At 58.9% G+C, this 18,582-nt stretch carries 14 protein-coding genes; 9 read left to right on the top strand and 5 right to left on the bottom strand.

Going from position 1 to position 18,582, the window contains the following annotated elements:
- Positions 1-134 precede the first annotated feature (134 nt).
- On the top strand, positions 135-2,870 hold the full coding sequence (locus CAF76_RS27490; protein WP_085649204.1) for a LuxR C-terminal-related transcriptional regulator: 2,736 nt from the start codon (positions 135-137) through the stop codon (positions 2,868-2,870).
- 89 nt (positions 2,871-2,959) lie between these two features.
- Here the strand turns inward: CAF76_RS27490 and CAF76_RS27485 are convergent, their stop codons facing one another.
- Positions 2,960-6,997 carry a M10 family metallopeptidase C-terminal domain-containing protein gene (locus CAF76_RS27485; protein ID WP_085649203.1) on the bottom strand — a complete coding sequence of 1,346 codons (4,038 nt, stop codon included), beginning with the start codon at positions 6,995-6,997 and terminating at the stop codon, positions 2,960-2,962.
- A gap of 210 nt (positions 6,998-7,207) precedes the next feature.
- Here CAF76_RS27485 and CAF76_RS27480 point away from each other — a divergent pair, with 210 nt between their 5' ends.
- Positions 7,208-7,852, top strand: a complete 645-nt coding sequence (locus CAF76_RS27480) for an MBL fold metallo-hydrolase (RefSeq protein WP_085649202.1) — start codon at positions 7,208-7,210, stop codon at positions 7,850-7,852.
- Between the two features lie 114 nt (positions 7,853-7,966).
- Positions 7,967-8,689, top strand: coding sequence for an OmpA family protein (locus CAF76_RS27475; RefSeq protein WP_085649201.1), 723 nt, complete (start codon positions 7,967-7,969; stop codon positions 8,687-8,689).
- Positions 8,690-8,791: 102 nt separating this feature from the next.
- Here CAF76_RS27475 and CAF76_RS27470 read toward each other — a convergent pair whose 3' ends face one another.
- Together CAF76_RS27470 and CAF76_RS27465 are read right to left on the bottom strand one after the other, a co-directional pair.
- Positions 8,792-9,805: an acyltransferase gene (locus tag CAF76_RS27470; RefSeq protein WP_085649200.1), complete on the bottom strand. Its 1,014-nt coding sequence runs from the start codon at positions 9,803-9,805 to the stop codon at positions 8,792-8,794.
- A 386-nt stretch (positions 9,806-10,191) separates the two neighbouring features.
- Complete coding sequence (locus tag CAF76_RS27465) at positions 10,192-10,626, bottom strand: YhcB family protein (protein ID WP_039766275.1); 435 nt, start codon at positions 10,624-10,626, stop codon at positions 10,192-10,194.
- Between the two features lie 144 nt (positions 10,627-10,770).
- Between CAF76_RS27465 and CAF76_RS27460 the strand changes: the two genes are divergently transcribed.
- The 3 genes from CAF76_RS27460 to zapE all read left to right on the top strand — a co-directional run bounded on the left by CAF76_RS27460 (position 10,771) and on the right by zapE (position 13,965).
- Entirely contained in the window at positions 10,771-11,400 is a 630-nt protein-coding gene (locus CAF76_RS27460; RefSeq protein ID WP_085649242.1) for an alpha/beta hydrolase, read from the top strand.
- A gap of 24 nt (positions 11,401-11,424) precedes the next feature.
- On the top strand, positions 11,425-12,780 hold the full coding sequence (locus CAF76_RS27455; protein WP_085649199.1) for a tryptophan--tRNA ligase: 1,356 nt from the start codon (positions 11,425-11,427) through the stop codon (positions 12,778-12,780).
- Between the two features lie 90 nt (positions 12,781-12,870).
- Complete coding sequence (gene zapE, locus CAF76_RS27450) at positions 12,871-13,965, top strand: cell division protein ZapE (RefSeq protein WP_064599321.1); 1,095 nt, start codon at positions 12,871-12,873, stop codon at positions 13,963-13,965.
- A gap of 62 nt (positions 13,966-14,027) precedes the next feature.
- Here zapE and CAF76_RS27445 read toward each other — a convergent pair whose 3' ends face one another.
- A complete protein-coding gene (locus CAF76_RS27445; protein ID WP_170844884.1) occupies positions 14,028-14,924 on the bottom strand; it encodes a GlxA family transcriptional regulator in 897 nt (298 codons plus the stop codon).
- 246 nt (positions 14,925-15,170) lie between these two features.
- Here CAF76_RS27445 and CAF76_RS27440 point away from each other — a divergent pair, with 246 nt between their 5' ends.
- Positions 15,171-16,307, top strand: a complete 1,137-nt coding sequence (locus CAF76_RS27440) for an acyl-CoA dehydrogenase family protein (RefSeq protein WP_007956797.1) — start codon at positions 15,171-15,173, stop codon at positions 16,305-16,307.
- A 65-nt stretch (positions 16,308-16,372) separates the two neighbouring features.
- On the opposite strand, the gene CAF76_RS27435 is transcribed toward CAF76_RS27440, so the two are convergent.
- On the bottom strand, positions 16,373-17,413 hold the full coding sequence (locus CAF76_RS27435) for an NADP(H)-dependent aldo-keto reductase (RefSeq protein ID WP_085649198.1): 1,041 nt from the start codon (positions 17,411-17,413) through the stop codon (positions 16,373-16,375).
- 244 nt (positions 17,414-17,657) lie between these two features.
- On the opposite strand from CAF76_RS27435, the gene rplM reads away from it, so the two are divergent.
- Positions 17,658-18,086, top strand: coding sequence for a 50S ribosomal protein L13 (gene rplM, locus CAF76_RS27430; protein ID WP_003228062.1), 429 nt, complete (start codon positions 17,658-17,660; stop codon positions 18,084-18,086).
- 14 nt (positions 18,087-18,100) lie between these two features.
- On the top strand, positions 18,101-18,493 hold the full coding sequence (gene rpsI, locus CAF76_RS27425; RefSeq protein WP_039766266.1) for a 30S ribosomal protein S9: 393 nt from the start codon (positions 18,101-18,103) through the stop codon (positions 18,491-18,493).
- The last annotated feature ends 89 nt before the right edge of the window (positions 18,494-18,582 follow it).

The following is an 18,582-nucleotide window of genomic DNA, read 5'->3' as shown; positions in this document are numbered from 1 at the left end:
CGTTTTTTTTGCTTGCAGTTTTTCCGTAGGCTTTTTGTAGCCATTTGTAGCAACGACCTTCATAACCGCTCCGTTTAAGGCTAGTCTGCGGACATCTGCTACGCCGCCAACAGCCATACGAACAAGAGCCGGCCATGACTGATCTGTCCCCACTTCCGGGTCCCGCAAGCGTTGCCGTCGCGGCACTGGACGGACGTTTTTTCCGTCCTCCGCTGCCTGATGGGTACGTATTGCGACCACGACTTTGCGAGCGCCTGCAAGCCGGGCTCGGTGGACGTCTGTTGCTGGTCAGCGCCCCGGCCGGGTTTGGCAAAAGCTCGCTGGCCGTGGAGTTCTGTCAGAGTCTGCCGGCGCACTGGCAAAGTTTGTGGCTGGGGCTGAGCGCCCGCGACAGTGACCCGGGACGCTTCCTCGAACGCTTGCTCGAGGGCCTGCAGGACTACTTTCCCGAACTCGGCAGCGGCGCACTCGGTTTGTTGAAAATGCGCCAGCGTCACCAGCCGTTCGCCTTCGAAGAATGGCTCGACGGCTTGCTCGATGAGCTGGCTCTGCACCTGCTACCGACTTCGCCGCTGCTGCTGGTACTCGACGATTACCACCTCGCCCAAGGGCCGGTGCTCGATCGTTGCCTGCAATTTTTCCTCAACCATTTGCCTGATGGTCTGCTGGTCATGGTCACCAGTCGGCAGCGCCCGGACTGGCATCTGGCGCGCTTGCGTCTGTCGCGGCAGTTGCTGGAGTTGCATGAGCAGGATCTGCGCCTGACCCATGACGAAGCCCTCACGTTACTCGATCGCCACAGCAGCTCTTTGCGCGGTGAAGCGCTGGAAAGCCTGATCCAGCGCAGTGAGGGCTGGGTGGCGGGGTTGCGATTCTGGTTGCTGGCGATTTCTGAAGCAGGTACCGAATCGGCGTTGCCGCAGGCTTTGAACGGCGGGGAAGGGCTGATCCGTGAATACCTGCTGGAGGAAGTCATCGACTGTCTGCCGGCCGAGGTGCAAGCGTTCCTTTATGACACCGCACCACAGGAGCGCTTTTGCAGCGAGCTTTGCGATGCTGTGCGCGAAGCCCACGACAGTGCCGAAATCCTGCGTTTCCTGCTGGCGCATCAGGTGTTCCTGGTGCCGCTGGACGAGCACGGTCACTGGTATCGCTACCATCATCTGTTTTCCGATCTGTTGCGCAGTCGGCCGATCACTCGGGCGATAGTCCCGGCCGCCACGCTGCACTTGCGCGCCTGCCGCTGGTTCAATGCCCAGGGCCTGCTGGATGAAGCGGTGGAGCAGGCCCTGCGCGCAGGACATCTGGATGTCGCAGCCAATCTGGTGCAGAACCTGTCCGAAGAACAACTGCTGGCCGAGCAGAATGTCGGCATGCTGCTGCGCTGGAAAATGGACTTGCCTGACAGCCTGCTGATCAGCACCCCGCGCCTGATCGTGTTGTACAGTTGGGCGTTGGGGCTGGCCTGTCAGCTCGACGCGGCCGAAGAACTGGCCAGCCATCTGAGCCGGTTTCTGCCGGCGCCATCGGCAACCGCCCAGAAGTCGATGCTCGCCCAATGGCTGGCGCTCAAAGGCATCATCGCCCGTGGACGGGGTCATCGCGAGCAGACCATCGAGTATTGCAGCGAGGCACTGGAAAGCCTGCCGGCCAAGCGTTACGGCCAGCGCCTTATGTGCCTCTCAACCTTATCCAATCTGGCGATTGCCGACGGCGATCTCTGGCGTGCACGGGGCCTGAACCGCGAGTCGCTTGAACTGGCGCAGCGGGTCGGCAATCCCTTGTTCGAGGCGTTGGCGCATTACGATCGTGCCCGGGTCCTGCAGGCGCGCGGCGAAATCCTGCGCGCGCTCGATGAAGTGCACCAGGGGCTGGAGCGCTTGCGCGGCTTGTCCGCACAGCGGTTGTACGCCGTGCGTGCGCGCCTGACGCTGTATGAGGGGTTTCTGCTGGCCATGCGGTTGCAGCCGCAGGCGGCAAGGGCGCGATTGCAGGCAGGCCTGACGGAAGCGCGGGCCTGTCGTGACATCAGTGTGTTGATCGGCCACTGCGTGATTGCACGACTCGACGGCAGCAGCGGCGATTTCGCCAAGGCCTTCGCCGAGCTGGCCGAGGCCGAACGTCTGATGCACATTTGGGACGTTCCGCCGATCTACTACCTGGCGATGATCACCCTGGTCAAATGTGAACTGTGGCTGGCCCAGGGGCGCATCGATCTGGCTGAAGCCTGGCTGGCTCGACTGGGGCAGACTTACACCGGTGAACGCGCGGCGGCGCCACCGGAGTTTCATCCGCAGTTGCCGTTGCATGTCGAATTGCAGCAGGCGTTGCTGGATGTCATTCAGGGGCAGCCGATGCTCGCCGAAGGCCGATTGAATGTGCTTTTGGAAAACGGTCAGCAGACCGGACGACAACTGCTCAGCGTGATGGCGTTGACGCAAAAGGTTGTGCTTTTACTGGCGGGCGGGCGCGAGTCCGAGGCTCGCAAGGCTTTGGGGCAGGCGCTGGAGGCGGCTGCTGGCGGTGTGCTGCAACCTTTCGAGATCTTGCTCAAAGAGCATTCGGAGTGGTTGCGCGGGCAATTGCAACTGAACGCAGCGACCGCGTTTTGCCAGCAGTTGCTGGAGCACTTTCCGCAGGCGAGCGTCCGATCGCAAGCGGAATCCGTTGCGACCGAGCAGCTCAGTTCCCGTGAATTGGCCGTATTGCGGTTGATTGCACAAGGCTGCTCGAACCAGGAAATCAGCGATCAACTGTTTATTTCCCTGCATACCGTGAAGACCCATGCCAGCCACATCAACAGCAAACTCGGAGTCGAGCGACGTACACAGGCAGTGGCACGCGCCAAGGAGCTGGGGGTCTTGAGTTGATCGGTACAGGTTTCCACACAACAAAACGCCCCGAACCAGTCGGGGCGTTTTGTTTTACGGGCTGACCTGTTTCAGGTCATGTTCGCAGATTAGGCCACCAGATCATTGGCGCTGAAACTGTTCACACCCACCAGTTGGATTTCAAAGTCCGCACCGGCGTTGCCGCTGACATTGCCTGACAGCACGTGATCGACAAAGCGCAACTGGCCTGCGCCGGTGAAGTCATTCGCGCCGATGAAGCTGAAACCGTTGAAACCGGCACTTAACAGGTTGGCGTCGAATTTGCTCAGATCGATCTTGTCGCCCTGCAGGCTGCTGAAATCAGTGATGACGTCACGGTTGGCACCGGTTCCCATCTCATTGACTGCCGAGAACACGAAGGTGTCGGCACCGGCTCCGCCGGTCAGCAGGTCGGCCCCAGCTCCGCCATCAAGGATGTTATTGCCGGCATTCCCTACCAGATTGTTCTTGAGGGTATTGCCGGTGCCGCTGAAATTGCCCCCGCCCAGCAACAGCAGGTTTTCTACGTTGGCACTCAGGCTGTAGCTGATCCACGACATGACAGTGTCGATTTCAGAGGCGGAAGTACCGGTCTCGATCACGACGTCACCGACATTGTCTACCAGGTAAGTGTCGTTGCCGGCACCGCCATTCATGATGTCCGCACCGCCCAGGCCGTCGAGCACGTTGTCTCCGGCGTTGCCGATCAGGGTGTTGCCGAGGGCGTTGCCGACACCGGCCAGGTTGGCGCTGCCGACCAGAATCAGGTTTTCCAGGTTGGCGCCCAGCGTCCAGCTTACCGAGCTCTGCACAGTGTCGATTTCGCTGGCGCTGGTGCCGGTTTCGATGACCACGTCCAGAGCGTTGTCGACGATGTAAGTGTCGTTGCCGGCTCCGCCGTTCATGACGTCCGTGCCGAGGCCACCATTGAGTACGTTGTTGCCGGCATTGCCGATCAACACGTTATTCAAGGCGTTGCCAGCGGCGTTGAGGTTGTCGCCACCCAGCAGGGTCAGGTTCTCGACGTTAGCGCCCAGGCTGTAATTGATCCAGGAGAGCACGGTGTCGACTTCGCTTGGCGAAGCGTTGTTTTCGATCACCACGTCACCGACGTTATCGACGATGTAAGTGTCGTTGCCCGCGCCGCCGCTCAGGGTGTCGGCGCCGCCCAGACCATCGAGCACGTTGTTGCCGGCGTTGCCGATCAGGGTGTTGTTGAGGGAATTGCCGACGGCGCTGAGGCTGTCGCTGCCGAGCATGGTCAGGTTTTCGACGTTGCTGCTCAGGCCATAGCTGATCCAGGACAGGACGGTGTCGATCTCGGTCGGCGAGGCATTGGTTTCGATGATGGTGTCGGCGGCGTTGTCGACGATGTAAGTATCGTTGCCGGCACCGCCATTCATGATGTCCGCGCCACCCAGGCCGTCGAGCACGTTGTCGCCGGCGTTGCCGATCAGGGTGTTGCCGAGGGCATTGCCGACACCGGCCAGGTTGGCGCTGCCGAGCAGGGTGAGGTTTTCCAGGTTGGCGCCCAGTGTCCAGCTGATCGACGACTGCACGGTGTCGATTTCGCTGCTGCTGGTGCCGGTTTCAATAACCACGTCCAGGGCATTGTCGACGACGTAAGTGTCATTGCCGGCGCCGCCGTTCATGATGTCCGCGCCGAGGCCACCGTTGAGCACGTTGTTGCCGGCATTGCCGGTCAGCACGTTGTTGCCGGCGTTACCGGTGGCGTTGAGATTGTCGCCACCCAGCAGAGTCAGATTCTCAACGTTGGCGCCCAGGCTGTAATTGATCCAGGAGAGCACGGTGTCGACTTCGCTTGGCGAAGCGTTGTTTTCGATCACCACATCACCGGCGTTATCGACGATGTAGGTGTCGTTACCCGCGCCGCCGCTCAGGGTGTCCGCACCGCCCAGACCATCGAGCACGTTGTTGCCGGCATTGCCGATCAGGGTGTTGTTGAGGGCATTGCCGACGGCGCTGAGGCTGTCACTGCCGAGCATGGTCAGGTTTTCGACGTTGTTGCCCAGGCCATAGCTGATCCACGACCAGACGGTATCGACCTCGGTTGGCGAGGCATTGGTTTCGATGATGGTGTCGGCGGCATTGTCGACGATGTAAGTGTCGTTGCCGGCACCACCGTTCATGATGTCCGCACCGCCCAGGCCGTCGAGCACGTTGTCGCCGGCGTTACCGATCAGGGTGTTGCCGAGGGCATTGCCGACGCCGGCCAGGTTGGCGCTGCCGAGCAGGGTGAGGTTTTCCAGGTTGGCGCCCAGCGTCCAGCTGACCGAGGTCTGCACGGTGTCGATTTCGCTGGCGCTGGTGCCGGTTTCAATGACCACGTCCAGAGCGTTGTCGACGATGTAAGTGTCGTTGCCGGCGCCGCCGTTCATGATGTCCGCGCCGAGGCCACCGTTGAGCACGTTGTTGCCGGCATTGCCGGTCAGCACGTTGTTGCCGGCGTTACCGGTGGCGTTGAGGTTGTCGCCACCCAGCAGAGTCAGATTCTCAACGTTGGCGCCCAGGCTGTAATTGATCCAGGAGAGCACGGTGTCGACTTCGCTTGGCGAAGCGTTGTTTTCGATCACCACGTCACCGGCGTTGTCGACGATGTAAGTGTCGTTACCCGCGCCGCCGCTCAGGGTGTCGGCGCCACCCAGACCATCGAGCACGTTGTTGCCGGCATTGCCGATCAGGGTGTTGTTGAGGGCGTTGCCGACACCGGCCAGGTGGGCGGCGCCGAGCAGGGTAAGGTTCTCGAGATTCGCCCCCAGCGTCCAGCTCACTGCCGACAGGACAGTATCGATCTCCGTTGGAGAGGTGCTCGTTTCGATGATGGTGTCACCGGGGTTCTCGACCAGGTAGGTGTCGTTACCCAGCCCACCGATGAGTACGTCTGCGCCGGCACCACCATTGAGCACGTTATTCCCGGCGTTGCCGGTCAGAGCGTTGTTGAGCGCGTTGCCATTGGCAGTGAGGTTGGCCGTGCCCATCATCGTCAGGTTTTCGACGTTGGCGGTAAGGCTGTAATCCACCCACGAGAGAACTGTGTCGATCTCCCAGGGCGAGCTGCCGGTTTCCACGACGGAGTCGGCAATATTGTCCACAACATAGGTGTCGTTGCCGGCCCCGCCATTCATGGTGTCAGCCCCGCCACGCCCGTCAAGGACGTTGGCCAGCGCGTTTCCGATAAGTACATCATTTTGCGCTGAGCCGACCGCATTCTCGATCTGGGTTCCATAAGCAATGGCCAGACCCTGGTTGAACATGGTCATGTTGTCGTATTTGAGGAACGCCTTGCCGATCTGACTGAACTGACCTTCATTGAGGTTCAGGATAACGGCGGTGTTCTGGTTGCTGGCATCGATCGTATCGTTGCCGCCGGCATCCCAAATGGTCTCGAAAACAGATTGGTCGGGCGCCCAGCTATAGGTGTTGTTACCTGTCTGCCATTGAGTATTGGCGCCGTAGATTGTCTGCATGGCAGCAATGTCCAGCATCATCGGCGTGGTGGGCTGGAAAGCATAACCATCGTTGTAGCTCATGACGGTGTAGCGAACATCGTCCAGTGCATAGGGCAAGGTGTTGAAGTTGCCGATGCCAATGCTGAACGGATGCTTGAGTCCCAGGGCGTGACCGATCTCGTGTACGAAGGTCAGGTAGTCGTAGGAGCCTTTCGACGGATCCAGGCTGTCGGTTTCCGGACCGATCCAGACGTCTCCGGCGCGCGGAGTATCGTCGGGCAAGTACGCCCATGCCACCGTGCCGTCTGGCATGTTCGAATAGCCGCCAAAACGCAGGTCTCCGACATTGCTCGAGGTCTCGGTGACTTGTATGAATTTGACGTTGGCGACCGAGCTCCATGCGCTCAAGGCACTCTGGACGGCCGTTTTCTGTACGTCCGTCAGTTCAAAACTCTTCAGGAATTCGTTATTACTGCTGTAGTTGCGAGCGAAACTCGATTGGCCAATCGAAAGAAAGCTGTAGGTTAGGCTGGTGATGGCGCCGGTATGGTTCAAAGGATTGTTCATCCATTTGGTACCGAACAACAGACTGTCGATCTGCGCGTTTCCGGTGAGATCGACATTTGAACTATAGGAGTAACCAATCGGGCTGGGCATGCGGATTTCCTGAGTGCTCTGCGGCCCTTCCTGGATGCGGCCGCTACAAAAAAAGAAGCGATTTTGCACGAGTCACAGTGAGTTTGACATCACTGTGCCACTATTTTTCGGATCAATGGCGTCAAATTGCTGACTTGGCGGAATGTATCGGCGATTACAGTAGAATCCTGAGGCTGTTTCAGTGCCGTTTGTCCAGGAACCTCATCTCTTATGACAGTCACCGCTCCAACGCTCATCCGCGAAACCTTCCCTGTCGGTCCTCTGCAGTGCAACTGCACGATCATCGGCGATCCGATCACTAAAAAAGCCATCGTTCTCGATCCGGGCGGCAATTCTGACCTGATCATGGCTCGCCTCGATGCGCTCGGTCTGAAAGTGGTCAGCATCATTCACACCCACGCGCACCTCGATCACTTCCTGGCTTCCGGCCAGATGAAAGAGAAGACCGGCGCCACGTTGCACCTGCATAAAGAGGATCAGTTCCTGTGGGACAACCTCGAGATGCAATGCCAGATGTTTGGTGTGCCTTATACCCCGGTGCCGTCACCGGATCGCTGGTTGAGCGACGATGAAGAGCTGGCCTGTGGCTGTGGCGTGGCGTTGCACACGCCGGGGCATACACCAGGTTCCATGAGCTTCTGGTTTTCCGAGGCTAAGCTGTTGATAGCCGGCGACACGCTGTTTCGTCGCGGAGTAGGGCGCACGGATTTGTGGGGCGGCGATCAGGCGACCATCGTGCGATCGATCAAGCAGCGGCTGTACACCCTGGATGAAGACGCGACCGTTGTGGCCGGGCATGGTCCGGATACGCGTCTTGGGGATGAAATGCGCGAGAACCCGTTTGTGCGTGCCTAAACATTTTGTCACGGGTGCCCAGCGGAATTTTTGTGCATTGTCATGATCCAACGCCCGCACGGGCCAATTGCCAATGGCCGCGGCATCACAGAATGCAAAATGTAGGAGCACTCCATGTTCACCACGCGTCGTTTGATTATTGTCGCTACTGCCGTGGCCGTCTTGTCCGGCTGCGCCTCGCCCAACCCGTATGACAATCAGGGTCAGGCCGACGGTGGCTCTCAGGGCATGAGCAAAACCGCCAAGTACGGTGGCCTCGGTGCACTGGCCGGCGCGCTGGCTGGTGCCGCCATCGACCACAACAACCGCGGCAAGGGTGCGCTGATCGGCGCAGCCGTGGTCGGTGCCTCGGCCGCCGGTTACGGCTACTACGCCGACCAGCAGGAGAAAAAACTGCGCGCCAGCATGGCCAACACCGGGGTTGAAGTGCAGCGTCAGGGCGACCAGATCAAGCTGATCATGCCCGGCAACATCACCTTCGCCACCGATTCGGCGAACATCGCTTCCAGCTTCTATCAGCCGCTGAACAATCTGGCCAACTCCCTGAAGGAGTTCAACCAGAACCAGATCGAAATCGTCGGCTACACCGACAGCACCGGCAGTCGTCAGCACAACATGGACCTGTCCCAGCGTCGTGCGCAGAGCGTGGCGACCTACCTGACTTCGCAAGGCGTCAGCGGTGCCAACCTGAGCGCCCGCGGTGCCGGCCCGGATAACCCGATCGCCAGCAACGGTGACGTCAACGGCCGGGCGCAGAACCGCCGCGTCGAGGTGAACCTCAAGGCGATCCCGGGCCAGCAGTATCAACAACCTGGCCAGCCTGTTCAGCAGTACTGAAAAAGGGCCGAACAAAAAAACCGACAGTTCGCTGTCGGTTTTTTTTTGAATACTTTTGCGTGAGCGCTACGGATCATGGCGCAGGCGCGTCCACGGTGCTTCTCAAGGCGAAGTCTTTTCCACGCTTTTTGCCTGTGGAAGTGGGCGATCAAACCACTTCTTCAGCGACATGGATGGTTTTTCAATGACTTTCCAGGACACAAATGCTGCTGGGGCAAGTACCACCATCGTAATCAGGAAGTAGCTGAAAACATTTAGTTTGACGCTGTGTTGTGCTGCGATTGCAACGATTGCCTGCGCAATCGGCCAGCCATAAATGTAAACGCCATAAGAAATGTCGTTCTTCAAACTCATCAGAGGCCTGGTGTGTTTGCCGAGGTAAATGATGAAGGCTGGAAATGCCACCATGTAGCCAATTCGTACAAACTGCTCAAATGATACTTTTGGCCCCCACAAAAACGGAATGTTACTGGAGATCCATTCGTAGATTGCCAGCGGCAGGGGCAGGTAGGCGAGAAAGGCCAAGATGGCGCAAGACCACACTGCGAGTTTTCCGAAGCACAATCTGGCTTCAACAAGCGCAATGAACATCCCCGCCAGGAACATCATGATCAGCGGGGCAATGACCAGAACAGGCGCACTGTCACTGGACAGGTTCAAGAGATAGAGCAGCCAGGCCACAGCAAAGAATACCGAGAATCCGTCACGGTTAAGTGTTCCCAGCAGTCCGAGTACGGCAAGCATCAAATAACACACAACTTCCCAGGTCAACGTCCAGACCGGGCCGTTTGCGATATACGGTACGGGGTTCTCTTTGAAACCTCCGAAATGACTGGCAATCAATCCTGTTGCAAACATGGCGACAAGCAGTCCTGGCAATATGCGCAACACCCGGTTTGCAGCAAAGGAAACAAACGTGCTGCTTCTCAAGTAGCTCTGGCAAATCAGATATCCGCTAATGACGAAGAAGCCATGAACGGAAAGGTTTCCAAGAGACCGACCCCATATAATCGGCTCCTCGTAACCCAGCAAGGCATACGAGTGTGAAAACACAACTAGCGTTGCAAACACCAGTCGCAGCAAATTGAAATTATTATGATGGGATGGCACGGCCATTCTGCTTGTCCTTTCTGGCGCACCCGTGTGCGACGTATTGAGAATATTTCTTTCTTGCCAGCGATATCCGCAGCATCTTCAAAAAATGGTTACTGGCTGCAAAACTCGGTCGAGAGTGTGATCCCCGGGTTGCTGCACCATCCTGAGCCTGTGGCATGGGCGAGGCATCGGATTCATGTCTTCGTCACCGGGCGAGACTGAATTTTTGCGCATGATAGCGTGTGGACCCCGCCGTTAGGTAATCCAGGTATGTGCTGCATGTCCGGCAGTGGAGTGGTGAGACGGCATTTCAGTGGCCTCACGCTCCCTGGAAAACGAAAAACCCGCCAAGCGTAATGCTTGCCGGGTTTTTTTTTGGTTCGAATTTGTGTTGTGGTGTTGCTTGATTACTTCTTCAGGCCGTAATGCTCATCAAGCATGCCCGGCGAGTTCGGGGTCTTCGGCGCGTAGTCACGCGGCGGTTCCTGATCCCGTGGTGGCGTCAGGCGTTCCCGTGGGGCCTGTGCTGCTTCGGAGTGCAGCGAGGCCAGCAGGCGTTGACGAGTCTGTTCGTCCAGGGCCAGGCGGTTGGCACCCTCGGCGAGGTGATCCTGCACTTCCTGATAGCTCTGGGTCAGTTTCTTGACCAGATTGGCGGTGCTGTTGAAGTGGGTTACCACTTCGTTCTGATAACTGTCGAAACGTTCCTGAATATCGTCCAGTTGACGCTGCGTGCGGCTTGGCGCGGCGTTCGGCGCAACGCGAGCGATCAGGAAACCAATGGCGACACCCACAACCAGGGCAAGAGTCGGTAACAACCAAACTAAGAGCGAGTGTTCCACGAGTCCTTCCTCTATAAACGGCTTTGCTTTACGTTAACGGCTCGAACCTGCGCTGTATACCGCGATTCACTCGCAATAGACTGGCACAGACAATTTGCTAGACGAGTCGACCCGATCCGAGGTCACGGAGTTCCTTCCTTGCTGATGCGTGAAACCCCTGTAGTGATTGATGGCCCGGTAGGGCAACTTGAGTCTTTGTATCTGGACAACGAGCAGCCGCGCGGCATCGCGTTGATCTGCCATCCTAACCCGGTGCAGGGCGGCACCATGCTCAACAAGGTCGTCTCGACCCTGCAGCGCACCGCACGCGACGCCGGCCTGATCACCTTGCGTTTCAACTATCGCGGCGTCGGTGCCAGCGAAGGCTCCCATGACATGGGCACCGGTGAAGTCGAGGACGCCCAGGCCGCTGCCGCCTGGTTGCTGGAAAAGCATCCGGATCTGCCGCTGACCCTGTTCGGTTTCTCCTTCGGCGGATTTGTTGCAGCAAGTCTCGGCGGCCGTCTCGAAGCCCAAGGCATTCAGCTCAAGCATCTGTTCATGGTCGCGCCGGCGGTGATGCGCCTGGGCGAGCAGGATCAACTGCCGCAGCAGGGCGAGTTGACCGTGATCCAGCCGGAAACCGACGAAGTGATCGATCCGCAGATGGTCTACGACTGGTCTGAAAAACTCCAGCGCCCCCATGAGCTGCTGAAAGTGGCAGAATGCGGACACTTTTTTCATGGCAAGCTGACCGATCTCAAGGATCTGATCCTGCCGCGTCTCTCGAATTGATTGCAGTCTGACAAGCGATTACCCATGACGAACCGTACCCGCATCCTCACCGGCATCACCACCACCGGCACCCCGCACCTGGGCAACTACGCCGGCGCCATCCGCCCGGCGATTCTCGCCAGCCGCGACAGCCATGCCGATTCGTTCTACTTCCTGGCCGACTATCACGCCCTGATCAAGTGCGATGACCCGCTGCGCATCCAGCGCTCGCGTCTGGAAATCGCCGCGACCTGGCTGGCCGGTGGCCTGGATGTGGATCGCGTGACCTTCTATCGTCAGTCCGACATCCCGGAAATCCCCGAGCTGACCTGGCTGCTGACCTGCGTCGCCGCCAAGGGCCTGCTCAACCGCGCCCATGCTTACAAGGCTTCGGTGGACAAGAATGTCGAGACCGGCGAAGACCCGGATGCCGGCATCACCATGGGCTTGTACAGCTATCCGGTGCTGATGGCGGCGGACATTCTGATGTTCAATGCGCACAAGGTGCCGGTCGGTCGCGATCAGATCCAGCACGTGGAAATGGCCCGCGACATCGGTCAGCGCTTCAACCACCTGTTTGGCCAGGGCAAGGAATTCTTCACCATGCCTGAAGCGCTGATCGAGGAAAGCGTGGCCACGTTGCCGGGCCTGGACGGTCGCAAGATGTCCAAGAGCTACGACAACACCATCCCGCTGTTCTCCAGCGCCAAGGAAATGAAGGACGCGATCTCGCGCATCGTTACCGACTCCCGCGCGCCGGGCGAAGCCAAGGATCCGGACAACTCGCACCTGTTCACCCTGTTCCAGGCTTTCTCCACGCCAGCGCAGGCCGACGAGTTCCGCAGCGAGCTGCTGGGCGGTCTGGGTTGGGGCGAGGCGAAGAACCGTCTGTTCCAGCTGCTCGACAACGAGCTGGGCGAATCCCGCGAGCGTTATCACCAGTTGATCGAACGTCCGGCAGATCTGGAGGACATCCTGCAACACGGCGCCCAGAAGGCCCGTGCGGTGGCGACGCCGTTCCTCAACGAGCTGCGCGAAGCGGTCGGCCTGCGTTCCTTCGTCAATCAGGTTCAGGTGGCCGCGACTACCAAGAAGAAAGCCGCGAAAGCCGCACGTTTCGTCAGCTTCCGTGAAGACGACGGCAGCTTCCGTTTCCGTCTGCTGGCGGCTGACGGCGAGCAACTGCTGCTGTCGCGCAACTTCGCCGACGGTAAAACCGCCGGTCAGGTGACCAAGCAGCTGCAATCGGGTCAGGCGCTGGATGTACGTAGCGAAGGCCTGGGCTTCAGTGTCTGGCTGGAAGGCGAGTGCGTCGGCGACAGCCCGGCGTTCGCCGACGTGGCTGCGCGGGATGCAGCTGTCGAGGCCTTGCGGATCGCTCTGACACCGGTTCAGGAATAATCAACGGCTCGGCCCGACCAAGGGCCGATTGCCATTCCCACGGGCCATCGCTACAGTGACGGCCCGTTTTTGTTGCCTTGCTAACGAATTATGACGCCCCTAGAACGATATCAAGCTGATCTGAAACGCCCGGACTTCTTCCATGATGCCGCGCAGGAAACTGCCGTTCGTCATCTGCAACGCCTGTACGACGATCTGATCGCGGCCGAGCAGAACAAGCCGGGTTTGCTGGGCAAGCTGTTTGGCAAAAAGGATCAGACGCCGGTCAAGGGTCTGTATTTCTGGGGCGGCGTGGGTCGCGGCAAGACTTACCTGGTGGACACCTTCTTCGAGGCGCTGCCATTCAAGGAAAAGACCCGTACCCACTTCCACCGCTTCATGAAGCGTGTGCACGAAGAGATGAAAACCCTCGGCGGCGAGAAAAACCCGCTGACCATCATCGCCAAGCGTTTTGCGACGGAGTCGCGGGTCATCTGCTTCGATGAATTCTTCGTCTCCGACATCACCGACGCCATGATCCTCGGCACGCTGATGGAAGAGCTGTTCAAGAACGGCGTGACCCTGGTCGCCACTTCGAACATCGTGCCGGACGGCCTGTACAAGGACGGCCTGCAACGCGCGCGCTTCCTGCCGGCCATCGCGCTGATCAAGCAGAACACCGAAATCGTCAACGTCGACAGCGGCGTCGACTACCGTCTGCGTCACCTCGAACAAGCGGAACTGTTCCACTTCCCGCTCAACGAAGCCGCTCATGAAAGCCTGCGCAAGAGCTTCCGCGCGCTGACGCCGGAATGCACGGCGGCGGTGGAAAACGATGTGTTGATCATCGAGAACCGCGAAATCCGGGCCCTGCGCACTTGCGACGACGTGGCCTGGTTCGACTTCCGCGAACTGTGCGACGGTCCGCGCAGCCAGAACGATTACATCGAACTGGGCAAGATTTTCCACGCCGTGCTGCTCAGTGGCGTGGAGCAGATGAGCGTCACCACCGACGACATCGCCCGACGCTTCATCAACATGGTCGACGAGTTCTACGATCGTAACGTCAAACTGATCATTTCTGCCGAAGTCGAGTTGAAAGACCTGTACACCGGCGGGCGTCTGACGTTCGAGTTCCAGCGTACCCTCAGCCGTCTGCTGGAGATGCAATCGCACGAATTCCTGTCCCGGGCACACAAACCTTAAGCGGATTCGGCAAACAAAAAGGGCCTGCAGATGCAGGCCCTTTTTTGTGTCTGGTCGAGTCGTCAGGCAGCCTGCTGAAACTGCTGTCGATACTGGTTCGGCGACAGTTCCGTGTGCTGGCGGAACAGCCGTGCGAAGAAGCTCGCATCGTCGTAGCCGACTTCGTAGCTGATGGTCTTGATGCTCTTGCGGCTGCCGGACAACAGCCCTTTGGCGGTCTCGATGCGAAGCCGTTGCAGGTAGTGCAGCGGCTTGTCGCCGGTGGCGGTCTGGAAGCGGCGCATGAAGTTGCGGATGCTCATGCCGTGCTCCCGCGCCACGTCCTCGAAGCGGAACTTGTCGGCGAAATGCTCTTCGAGCCAATGCTGGATCTGCAGGATGATCACGTCCTGGTGCAGCTTCTGACCGCCGAAACCGATGCGTCCCGGGGCGTAGCTGCGCTGCACTTCATAGAGAATGTCGCGAGCTACTGCCTGGGCCACGTTGGCGCCGCAGAAGCGCTCGATCAGGTAAATGTAGAGATCGCAGGCCGAGGTGGTACCGCCGGCGCAATACAGGTTGTCGGCGTCGGTCAGGTGCTTGTCCTGATTGAGATAGACCTGCGGGAAGCGCTCGGCGAAGGCGTTGAAGAAACGCCAGTAGGTGGTCGCTTCCTTGCCGTTGAGCAATCCGGCCTCGGCCAGCCAGAACACCCCGGTCGCCTCGCCGCACAGCACGGCGCCCCGGGCATGCTGTTCGCGCAGCCACGGCAGGATTTGTGGATAACGCTGGCACAGGGTATCGAAATCGTCCCAGAAGGCCGGAAGGATGATGACGTCGGCGTTTTCCAGGCCGCCGTCCACCGGCATGATCACGTCACTGAAGCTGTTCACCGGTTTGCCGTCGGGGCTGACCAGGCGGGTTTCGAACGCCGGAGTCAGGCCGTGGCCCAGTTGTTTGCCGTAACGCAGGCTGGCCAGATGGAAGAAATCCTTGGCTTGCATGAGGGTAGAAGCGAAAACCCGGTCGATCGCCAGGATGCTGACGCGCCGCAAGGGCGGGGAGACGTGCTTGGACATAATTCAACTTTTGTTTTTATAAGGGAAAGTGGTCACCAGACGGCTGGATCGTCTTATTTTTTGTCGGATGTGTCCAGTGTCCTGTATCGGAAGTGAGGCTTAGTCTCTGAAGGTCTGATCCGTCCAACAATAAAGAAAAGGTGCCGTATGATTCCCAGAACCTTGTTCAGCTCCGAGCACGAATTGTTCCGCGACAGCGTACGAACATTCCTCGAAAAAGAGGCCGTGCCGTTCCATGGGCAATGGGAAAAGCAAGGCTACATCGACCGCAAACTGTGGAACAAGGCGGGGGAGGCGGGGATGCTCTGTTCGCACTTGCCGGAGGAATACGGCGGGCTGGGGGCGGACTTTCTCTACAGTGCGGTGGTGATCGAGGAAGTCGGCCGGTTGGGCCTGACCGGCATTGGTTTCTCGCTGCATTCGGACATCGTTGCGCCGTACATCCTGCATTACGGCAGCGAGGCGCTGAAGCAGAAGTACCTGCCGAAACTGGTGTCCGGCGAGATGGTCACCGCGATCGCCATGACCGAGCCGGGCGCCGGTTCCGACCTGCAAGGGGTCAAGACCACGGCGGTACTGGATGGCGATGAGTATGTGATCAACGGTTCGAAAACTTTTATCACCAATGGCTTCCTGGCGGATCTGGTGATCGTCGTCGCCAAGACTGACCCCAAGGCCGGCGCCAAAGGCACCAGCCTGTTTCTGGTGGAGGCGAACACCCCGGGCTTCGACAAGGGCAAGCGCCTGGAGAAGGTCGGAATGAAGGCGCAGGACACGTCGGAATTGTTCTTCCAGGACGTGCGCGTACCGAAGGAAAACCTCTTGGGTCAGGCCGGGGCTGGGTTTGCCTATTTGATGCAGGAACTGCCGCAGGAACGTTTGACCGTGGCGATTGGCGGTCTGGCTTCAGCCGAGGCGGCGCTGCAATGGACGCTGGATTACACCCGTGAGCGCAAGGCGTTCGGCAAGTCGATTGCCGACTTCCAGAATACCCGCTTCAAACTGGCGGAAATGGCCACCGAGATTCAGATCGGCCGAGTGTTCGTCGACCGCTGCCTGGAGCTGCACCTGCAAGGCAAGCTCGACGTGCCGACAGCGGCGATGGCCAAGTATTGGGGGACCGATCTGCAATGCAAGGTGCTCGATGAGTGCGTGCAACTGCATGGTGGCTACGGTTTCATGTGGGAATACCCGGTGGCCCGGGCCTGGGCGGATGCGCGGGTGCAGCGGATCTATGCCGGGACCAATGAAATCATGAAGGAGATCATTGCGCGGTCGCTGTAATGCAGTGTGATCGTTCCCACGCAGACGGTTCGCCGCCTCGACGTGGGAACGATCATCGTCTTGGATCAAGGCGCCGGGTTCGGATGATCCTTGTGAATAGCTTCGATCCCTTCCAGCACTTCCCTCGACAGTTTCAGCTCGTAGCTGGCGATGTTGCTGTCCAGTTGCTCCAACGTCGTCGCGCCGATGATGTTGCTGGTGACGAACGGTTGCTGATTCACAAACGCCAGGGCCATTTGCGCCGGATCCAGACCGTGTTCCCGAGCCAGTGCCACATAACGGCTGCACGCCGCTTCCGATTGCGGGTTGAAATAGCGGCTGAAGCGGCTGTAGAGGCTCAGGCGGCCTTTCGGCGGACGCGCCCCACCTTCGTACTTGCCCGACAGGAAACCGAACGCCAGCGGCGAATAGGCGAGCAGGCCGCACTGTTCACGGATGGCGATTTCTGCCAGGCCGATCTCAAAACTGCGGTTGAGCAGGTTGTACGGGTTCTGGATCGACACTGCGCGCGGCCAGCCCCGCGCTTCGGCCAGGGCGAGAAAACGCATGGTGCCCCACGGCGTTTCGTTGGAAAGACCGATGTGGCGGATCTTGCCGGCCTTCACTTGCTCATCGAGCGCCTCAAGGGTGTCTTCGAGCGGCGTCAGGTTGGCTTCGGTCTGGTGCTTGTAGCCCAGTTGTCCGAAAAAGTTGGTGCTGCGCTCCGGCCAGTGCAATTGATACAGATCGATGTAGTCGGTTTGCAGGCGCTGGAGGCTGGCGTCCACGGCTTCGGTGATGTGCTGGCGATTGTGGCGCAGGTTCCTGTCGCGGATGTAGTCGATGGTGTTGCCGGGGCCGGCGATCTTGCTGGCGAGGATCCAGTCGGCGCGGTCGCCGCGGCTCTTGAAGTAATTGCCGATGTAGCGCTCGGTGGTGGCGTAGGTTTCGGCTTTCGGTGGCACCGGGTACATCTCGGCGGTGTCGAGGAAATTGATCCCGGCCTCTTTTGCCCGTTCGATCTGGGCGAAGGCTTCAGCTTCAGTGTTTTGCTCGCCCCAGGTCATGGTGCCGAGGCAGATTGCACTTACGTTCAGGTCGGTACGGCCTAGCTGGCGATAGTCCATCGGGTGCTCCTTGGGCAAAACAAGCATAAAAGCAGGTTGAAATTTTTTTCGCAATCTGCATAATTGCCGACCTCTTTCTGCAGTGGAAGTGATGCCCCGCCGCCGAAGAATCTTGCCGTTGAACGGACGCGCCGACCCGAGCCCCCGAAAGCGTCTGTATCCGGCTGCCTTTGACTTGTCAAAGTACGCACTATTCAGTAAGATCCGCCGTCTTATTTACAGGCGGCCCCTGAGGCTATAAAGAATGAAAACTTTTACTGCTAAACCGGAAACAGTAAAGCGCGACTGGTTTGTCGTCGACGCTGCTGGTCAGACCCTGGGTCGTCTGGCCACCGAAATCGCGAGCCGTCTGCGTGGCAAGCACAAGCCTGAGTACACTCCTCACGTTGACACCGGCGACTACATCGTCGTAATCAACGCTGAGCAGATCCGTGTTACCGGCGCTAAAACCACTGACAAAATGTACTACTCCCACTCCGGTTTCCCGGGCGGCATCAAGTCGATCAACTTTGAAAAGCTGATCGCCAAGGCCCCTGAGCGCGTGATCGAGACCGCGGTTAAAGGCATGCTGCCTAAAAACCCACTGGGTCGCGACATGTACCGTAAGCTGAAAGTCTATGCGGGCGCTGCACACCCTCATACTGCTCAGCAGCCCCAAGAACTGAAGATTTAACGGAATAGTTCATTATGTCGGCGACTCAAAATTACGGCACTGGCCGTCGCAAGACCGCAACCGCACGCGTTTTCCTGCGTCCGGGTACTGGTAACATCTCCATCAACAACCGCTCCCTGGACACGTTCTTCGGTCGCGAAACTGCCCGCATGGTAGTTCGTCAGCCGCTGGAACTGACTGAGACTGTCGAGAAGTTCGACATCTACGTCACCGTCATCGGTGGTGGTGTAAGTGGTCAGGCTGGCGCAATCCGCCACGGCATCACTCGCGCTCTGATGGACTACGACGAAACCCTGCGTGGCGCTCTGCGCAAAGCTGGCTTCGTTACTCGCGACGCACGTGAAGTTGAACGTAAGAAAGTTGGTCTGCGTAAAGCGCGTAAGCGTCCGCAGTACTCGAAGCGTTAATTTCGCTTCCACGTTCAAAAAGAACGCCCGATTCCTCACGGAACCGGGCGTTTTTTTATGCGTGCGATTTCTTGAATAATTGCGCTGTG

Origin of the sequence: Pseudomonas sp. B40(2017), assembly GCF_002112855.1 — a bacterium.
Lineage (GTDB): Bacteria > Pseudomonadota > Gammaproteobacteria > Pseudomonadales > Pseudomonadaceae > Aquipseudomonas > Aquipseudomonas pharyngis.
Note: the sequence above shows the minus strand (reverse complement) of the source record. Positions and strands in the feature narration are given on the sequence as shown.